Genomic DNA, 18,686 nt, shown 5'->3' with positions numbered 1-18,686 from the left:
GGTGATCGTTCACCCGAAAGGTACCGTGGGAGGTGTGGACCTCTCGCTGATCGTCCTGGTGGTCATCGTCGCCGCATTGGCCTTCGACTTCACCAACGGTTTCCACGACACCGCCAACGCCATGGCCACCTCCATCGCGACCGGCGCCTTGAAACCCAAGGTCGCGGTCACGATCTCCGCCATCCTCAACCTGATCGGCGCGTTCCTGTCGGTCGAGGTCGCCAGAACCATCTCCGGCGGCATCGTCGACGACGCGAAGGTCACCCCCGTGGTCGTCTTCGCCGGACTCGTCGGCGCGATCCTGTGGAACCTGGTGACCTGGCTGGTCGGCCTGCCGTCCAGCTCCTCACACGCCCTGTTCGGCGGCCTGATCGGCGCCACCTGGGTCGCCTCCGGGGCCGACGCGGTGCACTTCGCGCAGGTCGTGCAGAAGGTCCTGATCCCCGCGGTGGCCTCGCCGCTGGTGGCCGGGCTGGTCGCGATCGTCGGCACCTACCTCGTCTACCGGATCACCGCGAAGGTGCGGCAGGACGTGGTGAGCAAGTCGTTCAAGCGCGCGCAGGTGCTGTCGGCGTCGCTGGTCTCACTCGCGCACGGCACGAACGACGCGCAGAAGACGATGGGGGTCATCACGCTCACGCTGATCTCCTCCGGCGCGCTGGCCGCCGGGTCCGGGCCGCCGCTGTGGGTCGTGCTCAGCGCCGGGCTGGCGATCGCGCTGGGCACCTACATGGGCGGCTGGCGGATCATCCACACGATGGGCCGCAAGATCACCGACGTGCAGACACCCCAGGGGTTCGCCGCCGAGACCAGCGCGGCCGCCACGATCCTGGCGTCCTCGCACCTCGGGTTCGCGCTGTCCACCACCCACGTCTGCTCGGGCGGCATCATCGGATCCGGCGTCGGACGACGGCTGGCCGAGGTGCGCTGGAGCGTCGCGGGCCGGATGGCGCTGGCGTGGCTGCTGACCCTGCCCGCCGCGGCCGCCGTCGGCGCGGTCGCGGCGAAAGTCGCGACCATGGGCACCGTCGGCACCGTGGTCGTCGGCCTGGTGCTGGTCGCCGCGGCGCTCGGCATCTGGCTGTGGTCGCGGCGCAACCCGGTGACGCCGCAGTCCGTGGCCGAGCCCGAGCAAGCCGTTCCCGTGGCGGTCTGAGGAGGCTTTCCGTGCACATCGACTGGGCTGCGCTCGGCAGCGTGTTCGTGACGGCACTGGCGGCGGTGGCCGTGGTGACCGGGCTGTTCGCGGTCGGCGTCCGCGGTGTCGCCGCCCGCGCCGACGCCAGGGAGACGGGCGCGAGCGGCACGGCGGGGGCGGTGACGGCGGGCGTGTGCTTCGCCGCGTGCGCGGCCGTCGTGCTCTACGGCATCTACCTCATCGTCGCGGCGTGAGCGAGCACGTTCACCACTGAGCCGCTCGGATCGGCGACGAAGAAGCGCCGCACACCCCACGACTCGTCGGTGAGCGGGTAGACGACGCGCAGGCCCCGGGCGACGGCTTCGGCGTGGGCCGCGTCGACGGCGTCCGGAGTTCCCACGTCGACGCCGAAGCGCGGTTCGGGCGACCCGGGCCGCTGGACGATGATCTGCGCGGCCGGGTTGCCGGGCGAGCGCAGGTTGAGCACCGGGTCCTCCATGGCCACCTCGAGGCCGAGGACGCCGACGTAGAAGTCCCGCACCGGGGCGGGGTCCGTGGTGGTGAGGTAAGGCACTATCCGCTGGATCATGCCGTCCATGGTCGCGCCCGCGGAGGGCCGCCGGCTTGGACGAATGGGAACGGTCAGCGCAGGTGGTCCGGCAGCGCGGCCAGCCGCTCCGGCGGCAGCAGGTCGCGCACCTTGGTGATCCTGGCCGGGTCGTCGAGCAGCGCGGCGACCTCGGGCAACGCGGCGTCCGGGATGAACTCCAGGCTGGTCACGATCGTCGCGTCCGGCAGGTGGTCGACGAACCGGGCGATGGTGATCCAGTCCCGCCGCCTGCTCAGCTCGCGCGCGACCGCCACGACCACCCCCGCGGGCAGCTTCGCGATGATCCCGTGCGCCCGCCGCGGGTCCAGCTCGGCGGCCACGTCGGCGAGGAAAGCCGGGGACAGCCGCCCGGCGATCTCCGCTCCGCGGGAGGGTTCCACCAGCCCCGCGATGCGCGCGGCGAGCAGCGGCCCGAACACCCGCTCGGCCATCTTGGCCAGCACCGGGATGGGCAGCAGCTTGCTCGCGCCTGCCATCCGCTCCAGCACGCCCAGGTGCGCGTCGAACAGCACCGTCGTCGCGCGTTCCCGCAGCTCACGGAGGTCCTCGACCGGCACATCGGCGAGGTAGCCGAGGCGTTCCGCACCGACTCCGAGCACGCGGGCGAGCTTGCGGATCTCCGCTTCCTGGGGCGTCACAGGCCGACGGCCTTCCGGACGGCGGGCCGCAGCAGGGCGGGCACGAACTTAAGCGCGTCGTTGCCCGCCTTGGCCAGCGCCGCCGCCTGGCGGCGCCGGGCGGCGCGCACGGCGTCGGCGAGGTCCTGCTGGTGGGCCGGGTCCAGTGCGGCGACGCCCGCGGGCGGTTCGGCGCCGAGCTGCTCGGCCAGGGTGCGTTCGGCCATGCCGATCATCATGCCTAATGTCGCGGCATGACACAGGACATCGAAACGTCACGGCTCACCGTCAACGGCCTCAACGCCTACCTCGCGCGGCCTGCCGGCGGCAGCGAGTCCGGGATGCTGCTGTTGCCGATGGTCACCGGCATCGGCGAGCAGTTGCGCGAGTGGGCCGAGGCGATCGCCGCGATCGGAGTCACCGCGCTGGTGTGGGACCCGTTCCACGGCCCGAGCAGCGACGACACGTCGATTCCTGACCTGCTGGCGAAGATGCCCGAACTCGACGACGCGGTCGCGCTGGACGAGCAGACGCAGCTGCTGGACCACCTCCTCGGCGAGCTGGGCTGCGTCAAGGCGGGCGTCATCGGGTGGTGCCTCGGCGGGCGGTTCGCCCTGATCCTGGGTGGCAAGGATCACCGCGTGGCGAACGTCGTGGCCTACCACCCGACGGTGCCGGGGGAGACGCCGCCGAACCACACGATGGACGCGATCGCCCACGCCGGGCTGATCACGGCGCCGGTGATGACGATGTACCCGACGGCCGACGAACTGGTCCCGCGCTCGCGCTTCGACGAGCTGCAGTCGGCGTTGCAGGCGCGGGACACCGGCCCGAGCCTGATCCACGTGTACCCGGCCGCCGAGCACGGCTTCGCCAACAAGACGCGGCACGGGGAGCCGGTCAACGCCGAGGCGTTCGCGATCTCCTGGCCGCAGGTCCTGGAATTCATCCGGGTGACCACGAAAACCTGTCTTTAGATAGATACCGTCCCTCCACCTTGGTCGGTACCGTTCCCTCCCGTGGGGAGATTCTGGGGAAGAACAGCGGAGGTGCTCGCCGGGGCGCCGGTCGTCGCCTTGCTGCTGTACGAGAGCAGGCGCAACGCCCAGCCGTGGGAGCTGATCGGCGGGATGGTGGCGATCGTGGTCGCGGTCGCCACCACCCGGCGCAGCCCGTGGCTGTCGCTGACCGCCGCGGTGGCATCGAGTCTCGCCATGATGTTCAGCTTCGGCGGGCGGGTTCCGGTGTGGCCGGTGCTGCTCATGGTGCCGTTCGCCTGCCTGGCCGGGCGGCGGATGGAGTCGGTGCGCCCCGCGCTGGTGACGTTCCTGACGGTCGGGGGCATCGGCGTCCCGCTGTCGCTCGCGATCGGACGGCACGCCATGGCCGACTGGGGCGCGGTGATCGGGGTGATGCTGTTCGCCGCGGTGTTGCCATGGCAGCTTGGCCGGTACATCCGCACGCGGGACGACCTGGTGCGCTCCGGGTGGCAGCGTGCGGAGGAACTTGAGCTGCGGCAACGGATCGTCGCGGAGGAGGCGCGGCTGCGCGAGCGGGCGCGCATCGCGAGCGACATGCACGACTCGCTGGGCCACGAACTGAGCCTGATCGCCCTGCGCGCGGCCGCACTGGAGATGTCGGGGAGCGCGGAAGCCAAGGCACTGCGCGAAAGCGCCGCCGCGGCCACCGAGCGGCTGCGCGAGATCATCGGCCTGCTGCGCGAAGACGCCCCACCGGTCGACCCGGTCCTGGGAGGCGTCCCGGCGCTGGTCGAGCGCGCGCGGGCGTCCGGACTGGACATCGAGTTTTCGGAAGAGGCGGTGGTTGCCGGGGAAAGCGCCGGCACCCCAACGCAGGCTGCTTCATCGCGAGCGGTCGCCCCGCCGCAAGCCGATGCCACTTCGGGCGGCGGCGCCGTTCCGGGCACCGATAGCCCACCACCGGCTCCCAGTGAATCGTCCTCTTCGGACGGACCAACCGCAGAACCACCGATGGTCGAGCGCGCCGCCTACCGCGTGGTCCAGGAGGCGCTCACCAACGTGACCAAGCACGCCCCCGGGGCGCGGGTCGCCGTCACCATCTCCCGCGCACATCAGGAAACCGTCGTCCGGGTGTGCAACGGGCCGCCGCCCGCCGGGCCGTTGCCGGGTACCGTTTCCGGGCGCCAGGGGCTCGAAGGGTTGCGGGAGCGCGTCCGGTTGCTCGGCGGCACCCTCCGGGCCGGACCGCTCGACGGCGGTTTCGAGGTGGTGGCCCGGCTCCCACACGCCTCCGCGCCTGCGCCCGTCCAGCCCGTGCAGTCCGAGTCCGCCCGCCGGCACGTCCAGGCCCGGCGCGAGGTGCGCCGGCGGCTGCTCGCCGCGTTGATCGTGCCGCCGTCGATCATGGCGGGCCTGCTCGGCTTGGTGGGCACGGTCTACCTGTACGAGTGGCAGACCTCCGTGCTGGACCCCGCCGACTACGAGCAGCTGCGCCCCGGCCAGGTCCGCGCCGAAATCGCTGCCGTCCTACCGCAACGGCAACGCGGCCCGCACGTCAGCGAGCCCGCGCCGCCGGGCCTGACGTGCGAGTACTACGGCACCGGCCGCAGCATCACCCAGCTCCGGCTGGACGCCTACCGGCTCTGCTTCGCGGGCGACCGGCTCGTGAGCAAAGAACTCCTGACCGACGACAGTGACCGAGGAGAGGTGCCGACGTGATCCGTGTGCTGCTGGCCGACGACGAGGCCATGATCAGGGCCGGCGTCGCCGCCATCCTGTCCGCGGACGACGACATCGAGGTCGTCGCCGAGGCGGGGGACGGCCGGGAGGCCGTCGAGCAGGCCCGGCGCACCCGCCCGGACGTCGCGCTCGTCGACATCCGCATGCCCCGCCTCGACGGCCTCGCCGCGGCCGAGGAGATCCACGGCCTGCTGCCCGGCACCGGCGTCATCATGCTGACCACCTTCGGCGAGGACGCCTACATCGAGCGCGCCCTCGCCGGTGGCGCCAGCGGGTTCCTGCTGAAGTCCGGCGACCCCCGCGAACTGCTCGCCGGAGTCCGCGCCGTCGCCGACGGTGCGGCCTTCCTGTCACCCAAGGTCGCGCAGCGGGTGATCGCCCAGCTGTCCGGCGACCGCATGTCCCGGGCCGCGGTGGCCCGGGACCGCATCACCGTCCTGACCGCACGCGAGCGCGAGGTGCTCGCTCTCGTCGGCGCTGGACTGTCCAATGCGGACATCGCCGAGCGGCTGTTCGTGGTCGAGGGCACCGTGAAGGCCTACGTCAGCACGATCCTCGCCAGGCTCGACGTCCGCAACCGGGTCCAGGCGGCGATCATCGCCTACGAAGCGGGGCTGGTCACATGAGTTCAGGCATCCCGGCGCCGCAGCACTTCGTGCCCCGCGGCGAGCGCGGCGGCCGCCCACGCGGCGAGGATCAGCAGCCCGGCCCACGACGGGTACGGCGGGACCAGCCCGGAGACCGGGTTCGGCTGCCCGGACGGCACGAGCGCGGCGGCGCCCGCGACACCGGGCATGAAATTCACGACCCCGAGCCCCAGCGAACCGGCCACCATCGCGGTCATCAGCATCACCAGGAACGCCACCGTGATGCTGCCCGCCACGCTGCGCAGTGCCGTCCCGATCCCGAGGCTGAGCAAACCGGTGAGCGCGAAGAAAGCCCCGTTGGCCACGCACGCCTGGATGATCTCGCTGGTCGACGCGGCACGCCCGAAGCCGTCCATCAACGGCGTCGCCACCGCGATCGCCACCGCCGCGGCCACCACGCCGAGCACGAACAACACCGGAGCCAGCACCGCGCCCTTCGCGGTCAGGAACCGGCTCCGGACGGGCACCCACTGCAACGTCCCGCGAATGCTGCCCGTCGCGTACTCGCCCGCGATGAACAGGCTCGCCAGCGCGATCACCGCGAATTCGGCGAGGTAGAAGCTCCCGCCCGCCACCAGATCCGGCGCGGACTCCTGGGTGCCGCGGTTGTAGGCAACGGAAGTGGCCGACGGCAGCACGAACACCAGCATCAGCACCACCGCTCCGGCCAGGCCCCAGAACGTCGAGCGCACGGACCAGAACTTGACCCACTCCGAGCGGATCGCCGCGGTCGTCGTCATCGCACACCAGCCTTCCGCGCAAAGTCCGCGCCGTACTCGACCGCGTCCGCGGTCAGTTCCATGTACGCCTGCTCCAGTGACGCCCGCTCCTCGCTCAACCCGTGCAGCCGGACGCCCAGCTCGAAGGCCAGGTCGCCGATCGACTCCACGGTCGCGCCGGTCACGAGCACGGAGTCGCCCTCGACCCGCGCGCCGGGCAACTGGGCGGCCAGGCGCGCACGGCCCGCCGGTTCCGCGCACCGCGCCCGCACCACCGAGCCATCGGCGAGCAGCTCACCCAGCGGCGCGTCGGCCAGCAGGCGTCCCTTGCCGATGACGAGGAGGTGGTCGGCGGTCAGTTGCATCTCGCTCATCAGGTGGCTGGAGACCAGGATCGTGCGGCCCTCCGCGGCGAGCGAGCGCATCAGCTGCCGCACCCAGCGGACCCCGTCCGGGTCGAGACCGTTCACCGGTTCGTCGAACAGCAGCACTCCGGGGTCACCGAGCAGCGCCCCGGCGATGCCGAGCCGCTGCCCCATGCCGAGCGTGAGCTGGCCGGCCCGCTTCCCCGCGACGTCCGACAACCCGACGGTGGCCAGCACCTCCTCGACACGGCGGTCCGGGATGTCGTTGCTGCGCGCCATCGCCAGCAAGTGCTTGGCCGCCGAGCGGCCCGGGTGGAGTGCCTTGGCGTCCAGCAGCGCGCCCACCGTGCGCAGTGGCCACCGCAGGTCCCCGTACCGCTTGCCGTCCACGAGTGCCTCGCCGGAGGTCGGGCGGTCCAGCCCCAGCACCATGCGCATCGTGGTCGACTTGCCTGCGCCGTTCGGGCCGAGGAACCCGGTCACCGTGCCCGGCCGCACCGCGAAGGTGAGCTGGTCGACGGCGGTTCTCCCGCCGAAGCGCTTCGTCAGCGCGCGTACCGTGATCATGGGGTCGACGTTAGGAACCCGACACGCCGGGACGCATCGGCCGAAGGGCACCCACGCCCCTGCACTTTCGGCAGGGCAGAATGCGCCCCATGATTTCCCGGCGCAGGGTGAGCCCGCTCGACGTGGCGATGCTGGCGCTGGCCGTCGTCTCCGTCGGCCTGGTCGTCTACGTCACGTTCTTCCCGCACTCGCCCGAGACGGCGCACAGAATCTTCGTCATCGACACCTCGATCTGCGGGGTGTTCCTGATCGAGTTCCTCTGGCGGTGGTCGCGCGCCGGGTGGGACAAGCGCTTTCCGCTGCGCAACTGGTACGAGATCCTCGGCATGATCCCGATCGCGCACCCCGCGTTGCGCAGCTTCCGCCTGCTGCGGATCGTGATCGTGATCGTGCGGCTGGCGCGCACGGCCGACCGCGCGTTCGGCGAACTGTTCACCCAGCGGCTGGTCGAGCGCATGTCCCGGCCGATCGTGCTGGCCATCAAGAAGCCGATCACCATCGCGGTGCTCGACGAGGTGGTCAAGGTCATCGAGACCGGCAACTACCCGGAAAACCTGGCCAGGTCACTGGGCGAGAACCGGGAGACGTTGCGGGCCATCATCACCGAGAAGATCAAGGACGACCCGCAGGCCGGCAGGCTGTCCCGGCTCCCGTTCCACGACGAGATCCTCCAGTCCCTTGTGGACACCACGATGCGGGTCATGCTCGAGGTGCTGATCGACCCGCGGACGGAAGCGTTCTTCGCCCACGTCGTGCGGGAGAACCGCGAGCAGATCCGGCAGGCGGTGGTGCTCGGCCTGCACGAGGGGGAGGACGAGGAGCTCGAGCGCGACCTGCCTGCCCGGCCGGAGCGGTCCTACGGCGCCTGAGGATCCGCCGGCCAGGCGTGTTTGGGGTAGCGCCCGCGCAGCTCCGCCCGCACAGCCGGATAGCCGTTCGCCCAGAACGACTCCAGATCGCCGGTGACAGCGGCGGGCCGGCCGGCGGGGGAGAGCAGGTGCAGCACCACCGGCACGCGCCCGTCTGCGACCTTCGGGGTTTCCCGCCACCCGAACGCGAGCTGCAGCTTCACCGCGAGCACCGGCCGTCCGGTCGAGTAGTCGAGCCGCAGCCGCGCCCCGGAGGGCACCTCGATCCGGTCCGGCGCCAGCTCGTCCAGCCGCCCGGCCTCCGGCCAGGGCAGCAGACGGCGCAACGCCGAGGCGGTGTCGATCCGGGCGAGGTCGGCGCGACGGCGAGCACGGGACAGCTCCGGCTCCAGCCACTCGTCCACTCTGGACAACAGCGCGGCGTCGTCCACGGCCGGCCACGGGTCGCCGAGGACGTCGTGCAGGAAGGCGATCCGCGCCCGCAGGCGCTCGGCCTCGGCCGGCCACGTCAGGACGTTCCCGTCGCGGAGGCCGGTCAGCAGGGCCTCGCGCACGAGAACGGGGTCCGGGTCCCGCAGCGGCCGCTCACGCAGGACGATCGCGCCCAGCCGCCGGACCCGCCGCGCCACCACGTCGCCGTTCCAGGACACGTCGTCGTGTTCGGTCACCAGGTTCGGGGCAGCCCGCACCGCGAGCTCTTCGTCCGCGCGCGCCGCGAGCCGGATGACGCCGTGCGCGCGGCCGGGGTCACGCGTCGCCTCGGCAACGGCGAGCCATTCCGCGTCACCAAGCCCACCGCCGGCCGGCAGCTCGGCGGCGGTGCCACCGGCCATCAGGTAGACCGGCGAATCCGGCCCCCGCCGCCGGGCGAGCCGCTCCGGGTGGGCGAGCGCGACGACCAGCGCCGGGTCGGGCGCGTCCGGGCCGCCGGGCACCAGCCGCTCCAGGCGCCGGACCTCTGCGTGCCAGCGTGATCCGCGGTCCTCGCGCAGGCGGCGCAGCTCGGCCTCGACGTCGGTGAGCGTGCCACCGGCGTCCATCAGCGCCACCACCTCGGCTGCGCACCGGGCGCCGACCTGGGCGGCCCCGTCGAGCAGCGCGCGGGCGAGGCGCGGGTGCAGGCCCAGCTCGGCCATGCGCCGGCCGCGTTCGGTGACGGTGTCGCCGTCCAGGGCGCCGAGCGTGCGGAGCAGGTCCTGGCCGGCGGCGAGCGGCCCGTCCGGTGGCGGATCCCACCAGGACAGACCGGCGCCGTCGGGCGTCGACCAGCAGGCCAGCTCCAGCGCGAGCCGGCCCAGCTCGGCGGTCCGGATCTCCGGTTCGGGGTACGCGGGCAGGCCGGCCTGCTCGTGCTGCGGCCAGCAGCGATACGCCCGGCCGGGCGCCTCCCGGCCGGCTCGGCCAGCCCGCTGCTCGGCCACGGCCGCTGACACCCGGACGGTAGCCAGGCCGGGCAGGCCGCGTCGATGGTCCACCCGGGGCACGCGCGCCTGCCCGGAGTCGACGACCGCCCGCACACCCGGCACGGTCAGGCTCGACTCGGCCACCGCCGTCGCCAGCACCACGCGGCGGCGGTCGCCGGGACGCAGCGCCGCGTCCTGCCTGCCGGGCGCGAGCCGGCCGTGCAGCGGCAGCACGTCCACGCCCGGGAGGTCGAGCATCCCGCTGACCCGCGCGATCTCGCCCACCCCGGGCAGGAACGCCAGCACGTCGCCGTCGCCGTCGGCGAGCGCCCTGCGCACCGCCCGGGTGACGCACGCCTCGATCCGCTCGCCGCGGGCGGGCGGGACGTAGGTCGTCTCGACCGGGTACATGCGCGCCTGCGCGGTCACCACCGGCGCCCCGCCGAGCAGGTCCGCGAGCCGCCCGGAGGCGACGGTGGCCGACGTCGCGAGCAGCCGCAGGTCGTCCCGCAGCCCGGCACGGACGTCCAGCAGGAGGGCGAGCAGCAGGTCGGCGTCCAGGTGCCGCTCGTGGCACTCGTCGAGCAGCACGGTCGCCACACCGGGCAGTTCCGGGTCGTTCTGCACCCGCCGGACCAGCAGGCCGGAGGTGACCACCTCGACGCGCGTGCGCTTCGACACCTTCCGGTCGCCGCGCACGGCGTAGCCGACGGTCTCGCCCACCGGTTCGCCGAGCAGCGCGGCCATCCGGGCGGCCGCCGCGCGCGCGGCGAGGCGGCGCGGCTCCGCCACCACGACGCGGCCGTCCGTCCGGGTCATCAGGTCCAGCGGGACGAGCGTCGTCTTGCCGGTCCCGGGCGGTGCGACCAGCACCGCGGTGCCGTGGCCGGACAGCGCGGCGGCGAGTTCGCCGAGGACCGCGCGGACAGGGAGATCGGGCAGGTTCATGGCGTGAGCAACCGTAGACGGTGGGCGGTGGCTGAGTCCCTCGTCACCCGGACGTATGGCATTCGCGCGCTGGCCCCGGAACTCACAGGTTTCTCAGGGCAGGCCGCTAGCCTGGGTCCGTGTTCCGCCCGTCCCCCTCCGTGCTCGACGCCGTCGGCACCCTCGTGCGGCTCGGCCTGGCCGCGGTGTGGCTGGTCTCCGGGATCGCCAAGATCAGCGATTCCGGGCAGACGTACCTGGCCGTCAAGGCCTACGACGTCCTGCCCGACGCGCTGCTGCACCCGGTGGCGACCGCGCTGCCGCTGCTGGAGCTGGTCCTGGGCGCCTTCCTGCTGCTCGGGCTCGCCACGCGCTGGGTGGCCGTCGCTTCGGCCGTGCTGCTGCTGGTGTTCATCGCCGGGGTGGCCCAGTCGTGGGCGCGGGGCCTGACCATCGACTGCGGTTGTTTCGGCGGCGGTGGCGAGGTGGCGGCGGGGCAGACCCGGTACCCCCAGGAGATCGCCCGTGACGTGGGCTTCCTGGTCCTGGCCTGCTGGCTGGTCGTGCGCCCGGCGAGCCGGTTCGCGCTGGACGGCTGGCTCCGCGGCGGCGCGCCGCAGGCCGAGCTGGAAAAAGAGAGGATCTGAAGAACGTGGGTGGAGCGGAACGGTCCGCGCGCAAGCGCCGCCAGCAGCAGTCCGCGGCGGCCAAGGCGGTGACCCAGGCCCGCGGTGGTGGCGGCCCCAGCCGGAAGACGATCGTGTCGGTGGTCGCGGTGGTGGTGCTGGCCGCGGTGGTCATCGGCGGGGTGATCTGGACGAACGCGTCGAAGAACGAGACCGAGGGCACGACCATCACCCCTCAGACGGCGTCGGCGGCGCTGGACACCGCGGACGAGCGCCAGGGCGCCACGGTCGTCTCGGGCAAGGCCGACGCCAAGGTGAAGCTCGACATCTGGGCCGACTTCCTGTGCCCCTACTGCGCACAGCTCCAGCAGAAGTACGGCACGCAGATCGAGGACCAGATCAAGGCCGGGAACGTGCAGGTCACGTACCACATGATCCCGCTGCTGAACAACCGGTCGGACCCGGCGGGCTACTCGCTGGACTCGGCGAACGCCTCCCTGTGCGCCGCGGACCAGGGCAAGTTCACGCCCTTCCACGACAGCCTGTTCGCCTCCCAGCCGGAGGAGGGCAAGCGTGGCTACGACAAGGCCCAGCTGATCAAACTGGGCCAGGACCTGGGCATCACCGCGCCCGAGTTCGCGACGTGCGTGAACGGCGGCACCTACAACCAGCAGCTCGACGACGCGCTGACCGAGGTGTCGAAGGACCCGAACTTCCAGGGCACCCCCACGGTCATGCACAACGGCCAGGTCATCAACTGGACGCAGGACGGCTGGCTGACGAACCTGGTCAACCAGGCCGGATGAGTCGCCGCGGGGGGCGGTCCCGCATGACCGACCCCCCGCGCAACGGCCATCCCGGTGTCATGTAAAGTAGTCGCAGACGAGATGCGGAGTACAACTTCGCTCCGGGGCTATGGCGCAGCTGGTAGCGCACCACACTGGCAGTGTGGGGGTCAGGGGTTCGAGTCCCCTTAGCTCCACTCGATCGAAGGCGCATTCCGTTCGACGGGATGCGCCTTCGCTGTGTTCAATCCTCGTAATTCCTTCTGGGGCGCAGCCCTCAGACCCCGCTCGGGGCGGTTCCCGGCCCCCCATCGGTGTTTTTCCGTGTTCGAGCAAGGTTCCTTGAGATCGCCCGATCTGCTCACGGTGGCAGGCCGGGCGATTGTTGTTTGGTGACCCGTTGTGGATCAGGGTCAGCTCTCGGTCCGAGCCAGTCCCGATGGGACGGCCGTGATGAGAGCGCGCAGATCGTCGAACGCCCGCTGCAGACACACGGCCAGACGCTGGGCGGGGTCGTCGATCCAGGCTTGGACCGCGTGCTGGTAGGCGGCCCAGCCGGTGCGGGCGGTCAGGTCGGCCAGTCCGTCGCCGAGACCGCGCTGCCGCAACGCCTCCGCCACTGCGTCCGTCAGCCACGCGTGCTTGGCCAGCTCACGTTCGCGCAGGGCCGGCGTCGCCGCGATGATCTTCCACCGCGGCTCGGCGAACGCGCGGTTGTTCTCCAGGTTCCGCGCGGATTCGCGGAAGGCGTGCAGCAGTACCTCGAACGGCTCCAGCCCCTCAGGCGCCTCGGCCACTGCTCGCTGCAGCGTGGCTCGCAGGTCTGCTTCGCCGTCGAAGAGCACCTCGCGCTTGTCCGGGAAGTGCCGGAAGAAGGTGCGCTCGTTGACCCCGGCCCGTGCGGCGATCTGTGCCGCCGTGGTCTGGTCGAACCCGCGTTCCCGGTACAGCTCCAAGGCGGCCTGTCGCAGGCGGCGACGGGCTTCTGCTCCACTCCGTGGCACCTTGCGAGGCTACCCCATTACGTCAGTGACTGGCGTCACGTTGCGTCAGTGACTGGCGCTACGCGTAACGTAGTGCCAGTCACTGACGTTACCTGGGGAGTTTTGATGCATGTCTTCGTCACCGGTGGCACCGGGCAGACCGGTCCCGCCGTCGTCGCCGAGCTCGTCGCGGCCGGCCACACCGTCACCGGCTTGGCGCGCTCGGCCGCCGCCGCTGCCCGGTTGGAGTCGCTGGGCGCCGCACCACACCGCGGCAGCCTGGACGACTTGGACAGCCTGCGAAGCGGCGCGGAAGCTGCCGACGGCGTCCTGCACATGGCCTATGGCGGGGACTACGCCGATCCGGACGGCCTGATCCGCCGCGACTGCGCGGCCATCGAAGCGCTCGGTCAGGCACTGGCCGGGTCCGGCAAACCGTTCGTCAGCACGTCGGGCACGTTGGTGACCAAGGCCGGCCGGGTCAGCGCCGAGCAGGACGCGCCGGACCCCGATTCCGTTGCCGCCTTTCGCATTCCGGGTGAGCAGGCCTGTCTGCGCTTCGCCGATCGCGGGGTCCGAGCCAGCGTCGTGCGACTCGCGCCGACCGTTCACGGACCAGGTGACTACGGGTTCATCCCGGCGCTCATCGCGGCCGCCCGCAGGTCTGGCGCCTCCGCCTACATCGGCGACGGCGCCAACCGCTGGCCGGCCATCCACCGCGCCGACGCCGCCCGCCTCTTCCGGTTGGCGCTGGAGAAGGCTCCCGCCGGCAGCGTGCTGCACGGCGCCGGCGAAGGCGCCGTCACGATCAAGAGCATCGCGGAGGAGATCGCGCAGGTCCTCGGCATCCCCACCGCCTCACTGACCCTCGACCAGGCCACCGAGCACCTCGGAAACCCGTTCCTGGCCACGTTCTTCTCCCTCGACGTGCCGGTCTCCAGCCGGCACACCCAGGCGATGCTGGGCTGGGCGCCGACGCACGCGACCTTGCTGGAGGACCTCAAGACCGGCGACGACTTCGACCCCGAAGCCAGCAAGCGCGCGGAGGAAATCTGGTTGCCCCACTCGGGACACGCCCGCGAGGTGCGGCCGGTCGAGTGGCCGAGGTGAGTGGTCGCTGAAAAAGGACACAACCTGACCGCTTCCCCTGGGATCATGCCGCGGTGACCACTTTGGACAGCAGAGCCCTCAACCGGGCGACGTTGGCTCGTCAGTTGCTCCTCGAGCGGGCCGACCTGCCCGTCGTGGACGCGGTGTCGCACTTGTGCGGCTTGCAGGCCCAGGAGCCGCAGGAACCGTTCGTCGGGTTGTGGTCGCGGCTTCGGGGCTTCCGGCCGGCCGCCCTCGACGAGTTGCTGACCGGCAGGCACGTCGTGCGCACGCACCTCATGCGCCGCACCATTCACCTCGTCACGGCGGACGACGTCCGGGCCTGGCGGAGCCGCCACGACGCGATGCTGCGCCAGCGGGTGTTCGGCGTCTACCGCCGCGAGTTGGACGGCGTGGACCCCGGCGAAGTGGCCGCGGCCGCACAGGCGGAGCTGGCCCGTGACGAGCCGCGCACGATGGCCGAGATCGGGCGGGCGCTCGCCGGGCGCTGGCCGTCCGCGGGGCCACGGCCGCTGGGTGAACTCGCGATCGCCGCCCTCGTGCCGACGGTGCAGGTACCACCCCGGGGGTTGTGGCGCGCCAAGGCCGGCGTCCGCAACGTCCGGCTGTCCTCCTGGCTGGGACGCGACGTCGACCCGCTCCCCGAGGACGGCGCGGACCCCGTCGGACAGGTGCTCGCGCGCCGCTACCTGGCCGCCTTCGGTCCGGCCACCGTGGCCGACCTGCGGGCCTGGAGCGGCCTCGCCGGCCTTCCCACCGCGGTGGCCGCCATCCGCGACGAACTGGTCGCCTTCCGCGACGAACACGGCCGCGAACTCCTCGACCTGCCCGGCGCGCCGCGCCCCGACCGCGGCACACCCGCCCCGGTCCGGTTCCTGCCCGCGTTCGACAACGCGATCCTCGGCTACCAGGACCGCAGCCGGATCATCGACGACGCCCACCGCAACCTGTCGGTGGCCGGCGAGCGCGTCGTACTGGTCGACGGCCGGGTCGCCGCCACCTGGACCGTCGAAGCGGACACCGTGACCGTCACGCCGCTGCGCCGTTTCACCCGCGCCGAGCGGACCGGGGTCGACGAGGAGGCCCGGCACCTCACCGCGTTTCTCACCGACGCAGTCCGAACTCGCTGACCGGCCCGCGTCATGTCGGCGACCCTCGCCCGGTCTGAGTGGTGCGGGGGGCCGCGAAGCTCGCCGGCGGACGCCGTCCGGCTCTGGGGTCGAAGGGGGTGGGACGGGTGGTGTTCCCGGCGAGCGTGCGCGGTTCCGGCTCAGAGCAGGCCGAGCTCGTAGGTGCGCATGATCGCCTCGTCGCGGTTGGAGGCCCCCAGCTTCCGGTAGACGCTCTGCAACTGGGAGCGGACCGTCGCCACGGAGACGACGAGGCTGCGGGCGATCTCCTGCGGCGAGTGGCCCTGCGTCAGCTCGGTCAGGACCTTGTGCTCGCGGTTGGTCAGCGCCACCAGGTCGATCCGCTCCGGGAAGAGCGGCCGCGCACGGGCCAGGCGGGCGGCCGCGGACTCTGTCAATTCGACCTCGCCGAGGAGTTCCGCGCGTTCGGCCGCGGGCAGCGTCGCCAGGGACGCCACCTCGTCCGGCTCGCGGACCGCGGACAGCATCCGGACGGCGCCGCGGGCGGCTTCCCGGTCACCCATCCGGAGCGCGGCCACTGCGTGCACGAGCAGCAGCTGGGCCTTGTCGCGGCGCGGTGTGCCCGCGTCCCACACGCTGTGCGCGGCGATCGCCCTGGCCTGCCGGTGGTCGCCCGCCAGCAGGTGCAGCCGGGCCGACGGGACCGCCAGCCAGGCAGGCACCGCGGCCGTTTCGCGGCGGAGCATCCGCAGCGCGCGGTTGCCCTGTCCGGCGGCGATCAACAGGTCGGCCCTGGCGCGGTCCAGCACCTGCTGCGCGATGCCCGGTCCGGCGGTGGCGTGCCTGCTGATCCGGATCCGTTCGAGCTGGTCCAGCCCGTCCGCCGGATCACCGAAGTGCAGCGCCGCGGCGCCGGCCAGGGCCGCCACGAACGGCCACACCTCGATCGGCTTGGTGCCGTCGCCGGTCACCGCCAGTGCGGCCGCCACGCCGTCCCGGTCGTGCCGGTCGAGTGCGAGCCAGCCTTCGGCGATCGTCGCCCCGACGGTGCCGAGGAAGGCGACCGACGGCATCGGCGGCGGGTACGACCGCATCGTCCTGATCCACCGGGCGGCCGCCTCCTGCTGGCCCTGGTGCGCGAACACCATGGCCAGGTTCGCCGCGGCGTTGATCCCGGCGAAGTGCGTGAGCGGCTCGGCCCGCGCCTGCTCGTGCGCCAGCTGGTAGAGAGCGGTGGCGCCGTCGAGGTCGCCGGCCAGCGAGCGGGTCAGACCCCGTTGCAGCGCAAGCCATCCCGGCCGCAGGGTGGACCGTTCCCGCGGCAGCGGGCGGAGTTCGTCCACCCGCCGCGCGAGCTCGTCGCCGAGCTCGTCCGCCTCGTCCAGGCTGCCCTGCGCCCGCAACTGGATGAGCTTCGCGGTGCCCAGAGCAATCAGCGTGGCAGGCGGGACGTCCGCGGTCAGGTTGAACTCGGCGGCCATCCGCGCACCCACTTCCATGTAGCGCCGGAGGAACGCGCGCAGTTCCGGGTCCGCGGGGCCGGCCAGCGCGTCGCCGTTGGTGAGCCAAGCGATGACCAGCCGTGGCCTGCCGTGCAGGACTTCGGGCGGGACCGACCCGAGCGCGGCGACGAGCATCGCGGCCAGGTCAGCAGGCAACGCCAGCCAGTGCCGGTCACAGAAGTCCTCCAGCTCGTCCCAGTCCTGCGCGCCGACGATCCGGCGCAGTTCTGCGGGGAACTCGTCGAGCGAGCTGCGGTCGTGCACTTTTCGGATAGTAATCACCGCGGGAAACGACATTGCTGGAAGCGCTTACTGCTACTGACAGTGTCCCAGTGGTTCACCCGCCCGGAACACCCAAGATCAACTAATCTCGTGTCACCAGTCGGAATACACACAGGAGTTGGTGGATGCCCGCGGCCGCCCTCGTCGCGATGTACGTCGGGGAGGATCCGGCTCGCGTGCGCGCGCTGCGGTCGGCCCAGCCGGGAGGTCCGGCGCCCCGGTGGGAGATCGCGGGCCCGGGCGTCGCGGGTCTCCGCGCGGTGCGTCAGTCCGATCCGGACATCGTGATCGTCGACGGCGACGTGGACGACCACCCCTTGTTGTGCCGCGAGGTCCGCGCGGCGGCGCCGTCCGCGGTCGTGCTGCTGCTGGCCGAGGACACCCCACCGCCGCCCGGCGTGGACGGTGTCATCAGCTGGACGTTGCTCCGCAACGGCCTGCCGGGCAACGTCTTCGGCGCGCTCGCCGAGGTTGCCGCGGTAACCAGGGCGCCCGGAGACCGGGTGACCGGCCTGACGGCGCAGGAGATCGCGGTCCTGGAATGCGCGGCGCACGGGATGACGGCGGACGAGACCGCGCCCGAACTCGGTCTCACCCCGGGCGCCGTCCGCTCCGCCCTGCGCACGGCGAAGACGAAGTTGCGTGCGTCGTCGCGGGCGCACGCGGTGGCGGTCGCGATCCGGGCCGGTCTCTTCCCGGCCTGATCCGCGGCCCCGCGTCAGGTTCGGCCGGGCCGGCCGGTCTGTTCGGTGTGGTCAGGATGACGCTGCTGGTCGTGGTGTGGCTGACGGCCGTCCTCGGGGCCGCGCCGGCACTGGCCGCACCGCACCGCGACGCGGACAACGCGTACCAGGAACTCCGGCGGGCCCAGGACGAACTCGCCGCCGTGCAGGTCGAAGTGAGCGGCAAGGAAGCCGAACTCGGGGCGGCTGAGCGGAACCTGTCTGCCGCGTGGGCCGGCAGCGGGTCCACCGGCGAGGCCTTGCGCGCGGCGCGGTCCGCTGCGGCGGAGGCCCGGTCGCGCGTGTCCGGTTTCTACTCCGGGGTCTCCGCGGAGTTCCGCCGCGGCCGGGAGTTCGCGGTGCTGGACAACCGCGCCCCGCTGGACTACCGGGCCGCCCTGCCCCTGCTGGATTTCGTCGCCGCCGACCAGTTCGCCGCGGTGCGGGCGGCCGACGAATCCGTTCGCCAGGCCGAATCCGCGGTCACCGCGTCCGCGGATGCCCTGGCACAGGCCGAGGCCGCCCGCACCGCGGCGGCCGACGCGCTCGCCGCCGCCGGAGCACGGCGGGATGCCGCCCTTCGCGGTGTCCAGGACGCACAGCGCCGGGTGGACGCGCTGCCGCCGGTCGCCGAGGGCGATGCCGGGAACGTGGTGCGGTTCGCGTTGGCGCAGCTCGGCAAACCGTACATGTGGGGCGCAGAGGGACCCGGCAGTTACGACTGTTCGGGTCTCGTGCTTGCCGCGTTCCGGTCCGTGGGCCTGACCGTGCCGCGCACGAGCGCGGCGCAGGCGGGGGTGGGTGTTCCCGTGCCTCGGGACCAGGTGCGACCCGGCGATCTCGTCTTCTTCTACCAGCCCGTCAGCCACGTCGCCGTCGCGATCGACGGATCGCGTGCGGTGCACGCGTCCCGTCCCGGTGAGCCGGTCCGGATCGCGGAGATCGACGCGATCGGCCCGGTCACCGGGATCCACCGGCTGCTGCGCTGACAACCGCAACCAAG

Annotated in this window: 20 protein-coding genes and 1 tRNA gene; 13 read left to right on the top strand and 8 right to left on the bottom strand. The window is 72.4% G+C overall.

The window, feature by feature from the left end:
* Positions 1 to 34 precede the first annotated feature (34 nt).
* A complete protein-coding gene (locus tag ACCP09_RS09080; RefSeq protein WP_123683740.1) occupies positions 35 to 1,156 on the top strand; it encodes an inorganic phosphate transporter in 1,122 nt (373 codons plus the stop codon).
* Between the two features lie 11 nt (positions 1,157 to 1,167).
* The gene (locus ACCP09_RS09075; protein WP_027932252.1) at positions 1,168 to 1,392 is read left to right on the top strand and encodes a hypothetical protein; all 225 of its coding nucleotides are present in this window, start codon (positions 1,168 to 1,170) and stop codon (positions 1,390 to 1,392) included.
* Here ACCP09_RS09075 and ACCP09_RS09070 read toward each other — a convergent pair.
* The 3 genes from ACCP09_RS09070 to ACCP09_RS09060 are packed head-to-tail and all read right to left on the bottom strand — an operon-like array spanning position 1,371 to position 2,592.
* Positions 1,371 to 1,727: a VOC family protein gene (locus tag ACCP09_RS09070; protein WP_433744914.1), complete on the bottom strand. Its 357-nt coding sequence runs from the start codon at positions 1,725 to 1,727 to the stop codon at positions 1,371 to 1,373. The two genes, ACCP09_RS09075 and ACCP09_RS09070, sit on opposite strands and share 22 nt — an antisense overlap.
* Positions 1,728 to 1,780: 53 nt before the next feature.
* A complete protein-coding gene (locus ACCP09_RS09065; protein WP_123683738.1) occupies positions 1,781 to 2,386 on the bottom strand; it encodes a hypothetical protein in 606 nt (201 codons plus the stop codon).
* Positions 2,383 to 2,592 (bottom strand): hypothetical protein, encoded by a 210-nt coding sequence (locus tag ACCP09_RS09060; RefSeq protein ID WP_027932249.1) that lies wholly within the window; start codon positions 2,590 to 2,592, stop codon positions 2,383 to 2,385. Before ACCP09_RS09060 ends, ACCP09_RS09065 begins: the two co-directional genes overlap by 4 nt.
* A gap of 27 nt (positions 2,593 to 2,619) precedes the next feature.
* Between ACCP09_RS09060 and ACCP09_RS09055 the strand changes: the two genes are divergently transcribed.
* Genes ACCP09_RS09055 through ACCP09_RS09045 form a run of 3 tightly spaced genes read left to right on the top strand, consistent with a single transcriptional unit; the run spans position 2,620 to position 5,711 of the window.
* Positions 2,620 to 3,342: a dienelactone hydrolase family protein gene (locus tag ACCP09_RS09055; protein WP_123683737.1), complete on the top strand. Its 723-nt coding sequence runs from the start codon at positions 2,620 to 2,622 to the stop codon at positions 3,340 to 3,342.
* Positions 3,343 to 3,384: 42 nt separating this feature from the next.
* Positions 3,385 to 5,064, top strand: coding sequence for a sensor histidine kinase (locus ACCP09_RS09050; RefSeq protein WP_433744910.1), 1,680 nt, complete (start codon positions 3,385 to 3,387; stop codon positions 5,062 to 5,064).
* Positions 5,061 to 5,711: a response regulator transcription factor gene (locus ACCP09_RS09045; protein ID WP_433744907.1), complete on the top strand. Its 651-nt coding sequence runs from the start codon at positions 5,061 to 5,063 to the stop codon at positions 5,709 to 5,711. Before ACCP09_RS09050 ends, ACCP09_RS09045 begins: the two co-directional genes overlap by 4 nt.
* 2 nt (positions 5,712 to 5,713) lie before the next feature.
* Here the strand turns inward: ACCP09_RS09045 and ACCP09_RS09040 are convergent, their stop codons facing one another.
* Both ACCP09_RS09040 and ACCP09_RS09035 read right to left on the bottom strand, forming a co-directional pair.
* Positions 5,714 to 6,472: an ABC transporter permease gene (locus tag ACCP09_RS09040; protein WP_433744904.1), complete on the bottom strand. Its 759-nt coding sequence runs from the start codon at positions 6,470 to 6,472 to the stop codon at positions 5,714 to 5,716.
* Entirely contained in the window at positions 6,469 to 7,383 is a 915-nt protein-coding gene (locus ACCP09_RS09035; protein ID WP_433744901.1) for an ABC transporter ATP-binding protein, read from the bottom strand. Before ACCP09_RS09035 ends, ACCP09_RS09040 begins: the two co-directional genes overlap by 4 nt.
* Positions 7,384 to 7,472: 89 nt before the next feature.
* Between ACCP09_RS09035 and ACCP09_RS09030 the strand changes: the two genes are divergently transcribed.
* A complete protein-coding gene (locus ACCP09_RS09030; protein ID WP_027932245.1) occupies positions 7,473 to 8,252 on the top strand; it encodes a hypothetical protein in 780 nt (259 codons plus the stop codon).
* Here the strand turns inward: ACCP09_RS09030 and hrpB are convergent.
* Positions 8,240 to 10,603 (bottom strand): ATP-dependent helicase HrpB, encoded by a 2,364-nt coding sequence (gene hrpB / locus ACCP09_RS09025; protein WP_433744897.1) that lies wholly within the window; start codon positions 10,601 to 10,603, stop codon positions 8,240 to 8,242. The two genes, ACCP09_RS09030 and hrpB, sit on opposite strands and share 13 nt — an antisense overlap.
* Positions 10,604 to 10,722: 119 nt before the next feature.
* Here hrpB and ACCP09_RS09020 point away from each other — a divergent pair, with 119 nt between their 5' ends.
* The 3 genes from ACCP09_RS09020 to ACCP09_RS09010 all read left to right on the top strand — a co-directional run bounded on the left by ACCP09_RS09020 (position 10,723) and on the right by ACCP09_RS09010 (position 12,190).
* Positions 10,723 to 11,229, top strand: a complete 507-nt coding sequence (locus ACCP09_RS09020; protein ID WP_378361857.1) for a MauE/DoxX family redox-associated membrane protein — start codon at positions 10,723 to 10,725, stop codon at positions 11,227 to 11,229.
* A 5-nt stretch (positions 11,230 to 11,234) separates the two neighbouring features.
* A complete protein-coding gene (locus ACCP09_RS09015; RefSeq protein WP_378335205.1) occupies positions 11,235 to 12,014 on the top strand; it encodes a DsbA family protein in 780 nt (259 codons plus the stop codon).
* Positions 12,015 to 12,117: 103 nt separating this feature from the next.
* Positions 12,118 to 12,190 (top strand) — tRNA-Ala (locus ACCP09_RS09010).
* A gap of 216 nt (positions 12,191 to 12,406) precedes the next feature.
* Here ACCP09_RS09010 and ACCP09_RS09005 read toward each other — a convergent pair.
* Complete coding sequence (locus tag ACCP09_RS09005) at positions 12,407 to 12,997, bottom strand: TetR family transcriptional regulator (RefSeq protein WP_123683730.1); 591 nt, start codon at positions 12,995 to 12,997, stop codon at positions 12,407 to 12,409.
* Positions 12,998 to 13,102: 105 nt separating this feature from the next.
* On the opposite strand from ACCP09_RS09005, the gene ACCP09_RS09000 reads away from it, so the two are divergent.
* Together ACCP09_RS09000 and ACCP09_RS08995 are read left to right on the top strand one after the other, a co-directional pair.
* Positions 13,103 to 14,086, top strand: a complete 984-nt coding sequence (locus ACCP09_RS09000) for an SDR family oxidoreductase (RefSeq protein WP_433744893.1) — start codon at positions 13,103 to 13,105, stop codon at positions 14,084 to 14,086.
* 53 nt (positions 14,087 to 14,139) lie between these two features.
* Complete coding sequence (locus ACCP09_RS08995) at positions 14,140 to 15,216, top strand: winged helix DNA-binding domain-containing protein (RefSeq protein WP_433744891.1); 1,077 nt, start codon at positions 14,140 to 14,142, stop codon at positions 15,214 to 15,216.
* A gap of 140 nt (positions 15,217 to 15,356) precedes the next feature.
* Here ACCP09_RS08995 and ACCP09_RS08990 read toward each other — a convergent pair whose 3' ends face one another.
* Positions 15,357 to 16,943, bottom strand: coding sequence for a LuxR C-terminal-related transcriptional regulator (locus tag ACCP09_RS08990; RefSeq protein ID WP_433744888.1), 1,587 nt, complete (start codon positions 16,941 to 16,943; stop codon positions 15,357 to 15,359).
* A gap of 143 nt (positions 16,944 to 17,086) precedes the next feature.
* Between ACCP09_RS08990 and ACCP09_RS08985 the strand changes: the two genes are divergently transcribed.
* Together ACCP09_RS08985 and ACCP09_RS08980 are read left to right on the top strand one after the other, a co-directional pair.
* On the top strand, positions 17,087 to 17,665 hold the full coding sequence (locus tag ACCP09_RS08985) for a response regulator transcription factor (RefSeq protein WP_433744886.1): 579 nt from the start codon (positions 17,087 to 17,089) through the stop codon (positions 17,663 to 17,665).
* 56 nt (positions 17,666 to 17,721) lie between these two features.
* A complete protein-coding gene (locus ACCP09_RS08980; protein WP_433744883.1) occupies positions 17,722 to 18,672 on the top strand; it encodes a C40 family peptidase in 951 nt (316 codons plus the stop codon).
* Positions 18,673 to 18,686: the final 14 nt, after the last annotated feature.

Origin of the sequence: Amycolatopsis sp. 3B14 (assembly GCF_050958625.1) — a bacterium.
GTDB classification, from domain to species: domain Bacteria; phylum Actinomycetota; class Actinomycetes; order Mycobacteriales; family Pseudonocardiaceae; genus Amycolatopsis_E; species Amycolatopsis_E thermoflava.
The sequence above is the reverse complement of the archived record's forward strand: the minus strand, read 5'-3'. Positions and strand labels throughout refer to the sequence as shown.

What these genes read in the sequence shown, in the direction of transcription:
- ACCP09_RS09070 (WP_433744914.1), bottom strand. Translation starts at nt 1,727, where the DNA reads ATGATCCAGCGGATAGTGCCTTACCTCACCACCACGGACCCCGCCCCG.
- ACCP09_RS09060 (WP_027932249.1), bottom strand. Translation starts at nt 2,592, where the DNA reads ATGGCCGAACGCACCCTGGCCGAGCAGCTCGGCGCCGAACCGCCCGCG.
- ACCP09_RS09055 (WP_123683737.1), top strand. Translation starts at nt 2,620, where the DNA reads ATGACACAGGACATCGAAACGTCACGGCTCACCGTCAACGGCCTCAAC.
- ACCP09_RS09040 (WP_433744904.1), bottom strand. Translation starts at nt 6,472, where the DNA reads ATGACGACGACCGCGGCGATCCGCTCGGAGTGGGTCAAGTTCTGGTCC.
- ACCP09_RS09035 (WP_433744901.1), bottom strand. Translation starts at nt 7,383, where the DNA reads ATGATCACGGTACGCGCGCTGACGAAGCGCTTCGGCGGGAGAACCGCC.
- ACCP09_RS09030 (WP_027932245.1), top strand. Translation starts at nt 7,473, where the DNA reads ATGATTTCCCGGCGCAGGGTGAGCCCGCTCGACGTGGCGATGCTGGCG.
- hrpB (WP_433744897.1), bottom strand. Translation starts at nt 10,603, where the DNA reads ATGAACCTGCCCGATCTCCCTGTCCGCGCGGTCCTCGGCGAACTCGCC.
- ACCP09_RS09000 (WP_433744893.1), top strand. Translation starts at nt 13,103, where the DNA reads ATGCATGTCTTCGTCACCGGTGGCACCGGGCAGACCGGTCCCGCCGTC.
- ACCP09_RS08985 (WP_433744886.1), top strand. Translation starts at nt 17,087, where the DNA reads ATGCCCGCGGCCGCCCTCGTCGCGATGTACGTCGGGGAGGATCCGGCT.
- ACCP09_RS08980 (WP_433744883.1), top strand. Translation starts at nt 17,722, where the DNA reads ATGACGCTGCTGGTCGTGGTGTGGCTGACGGCCGTCCTCGGGGCCGCG.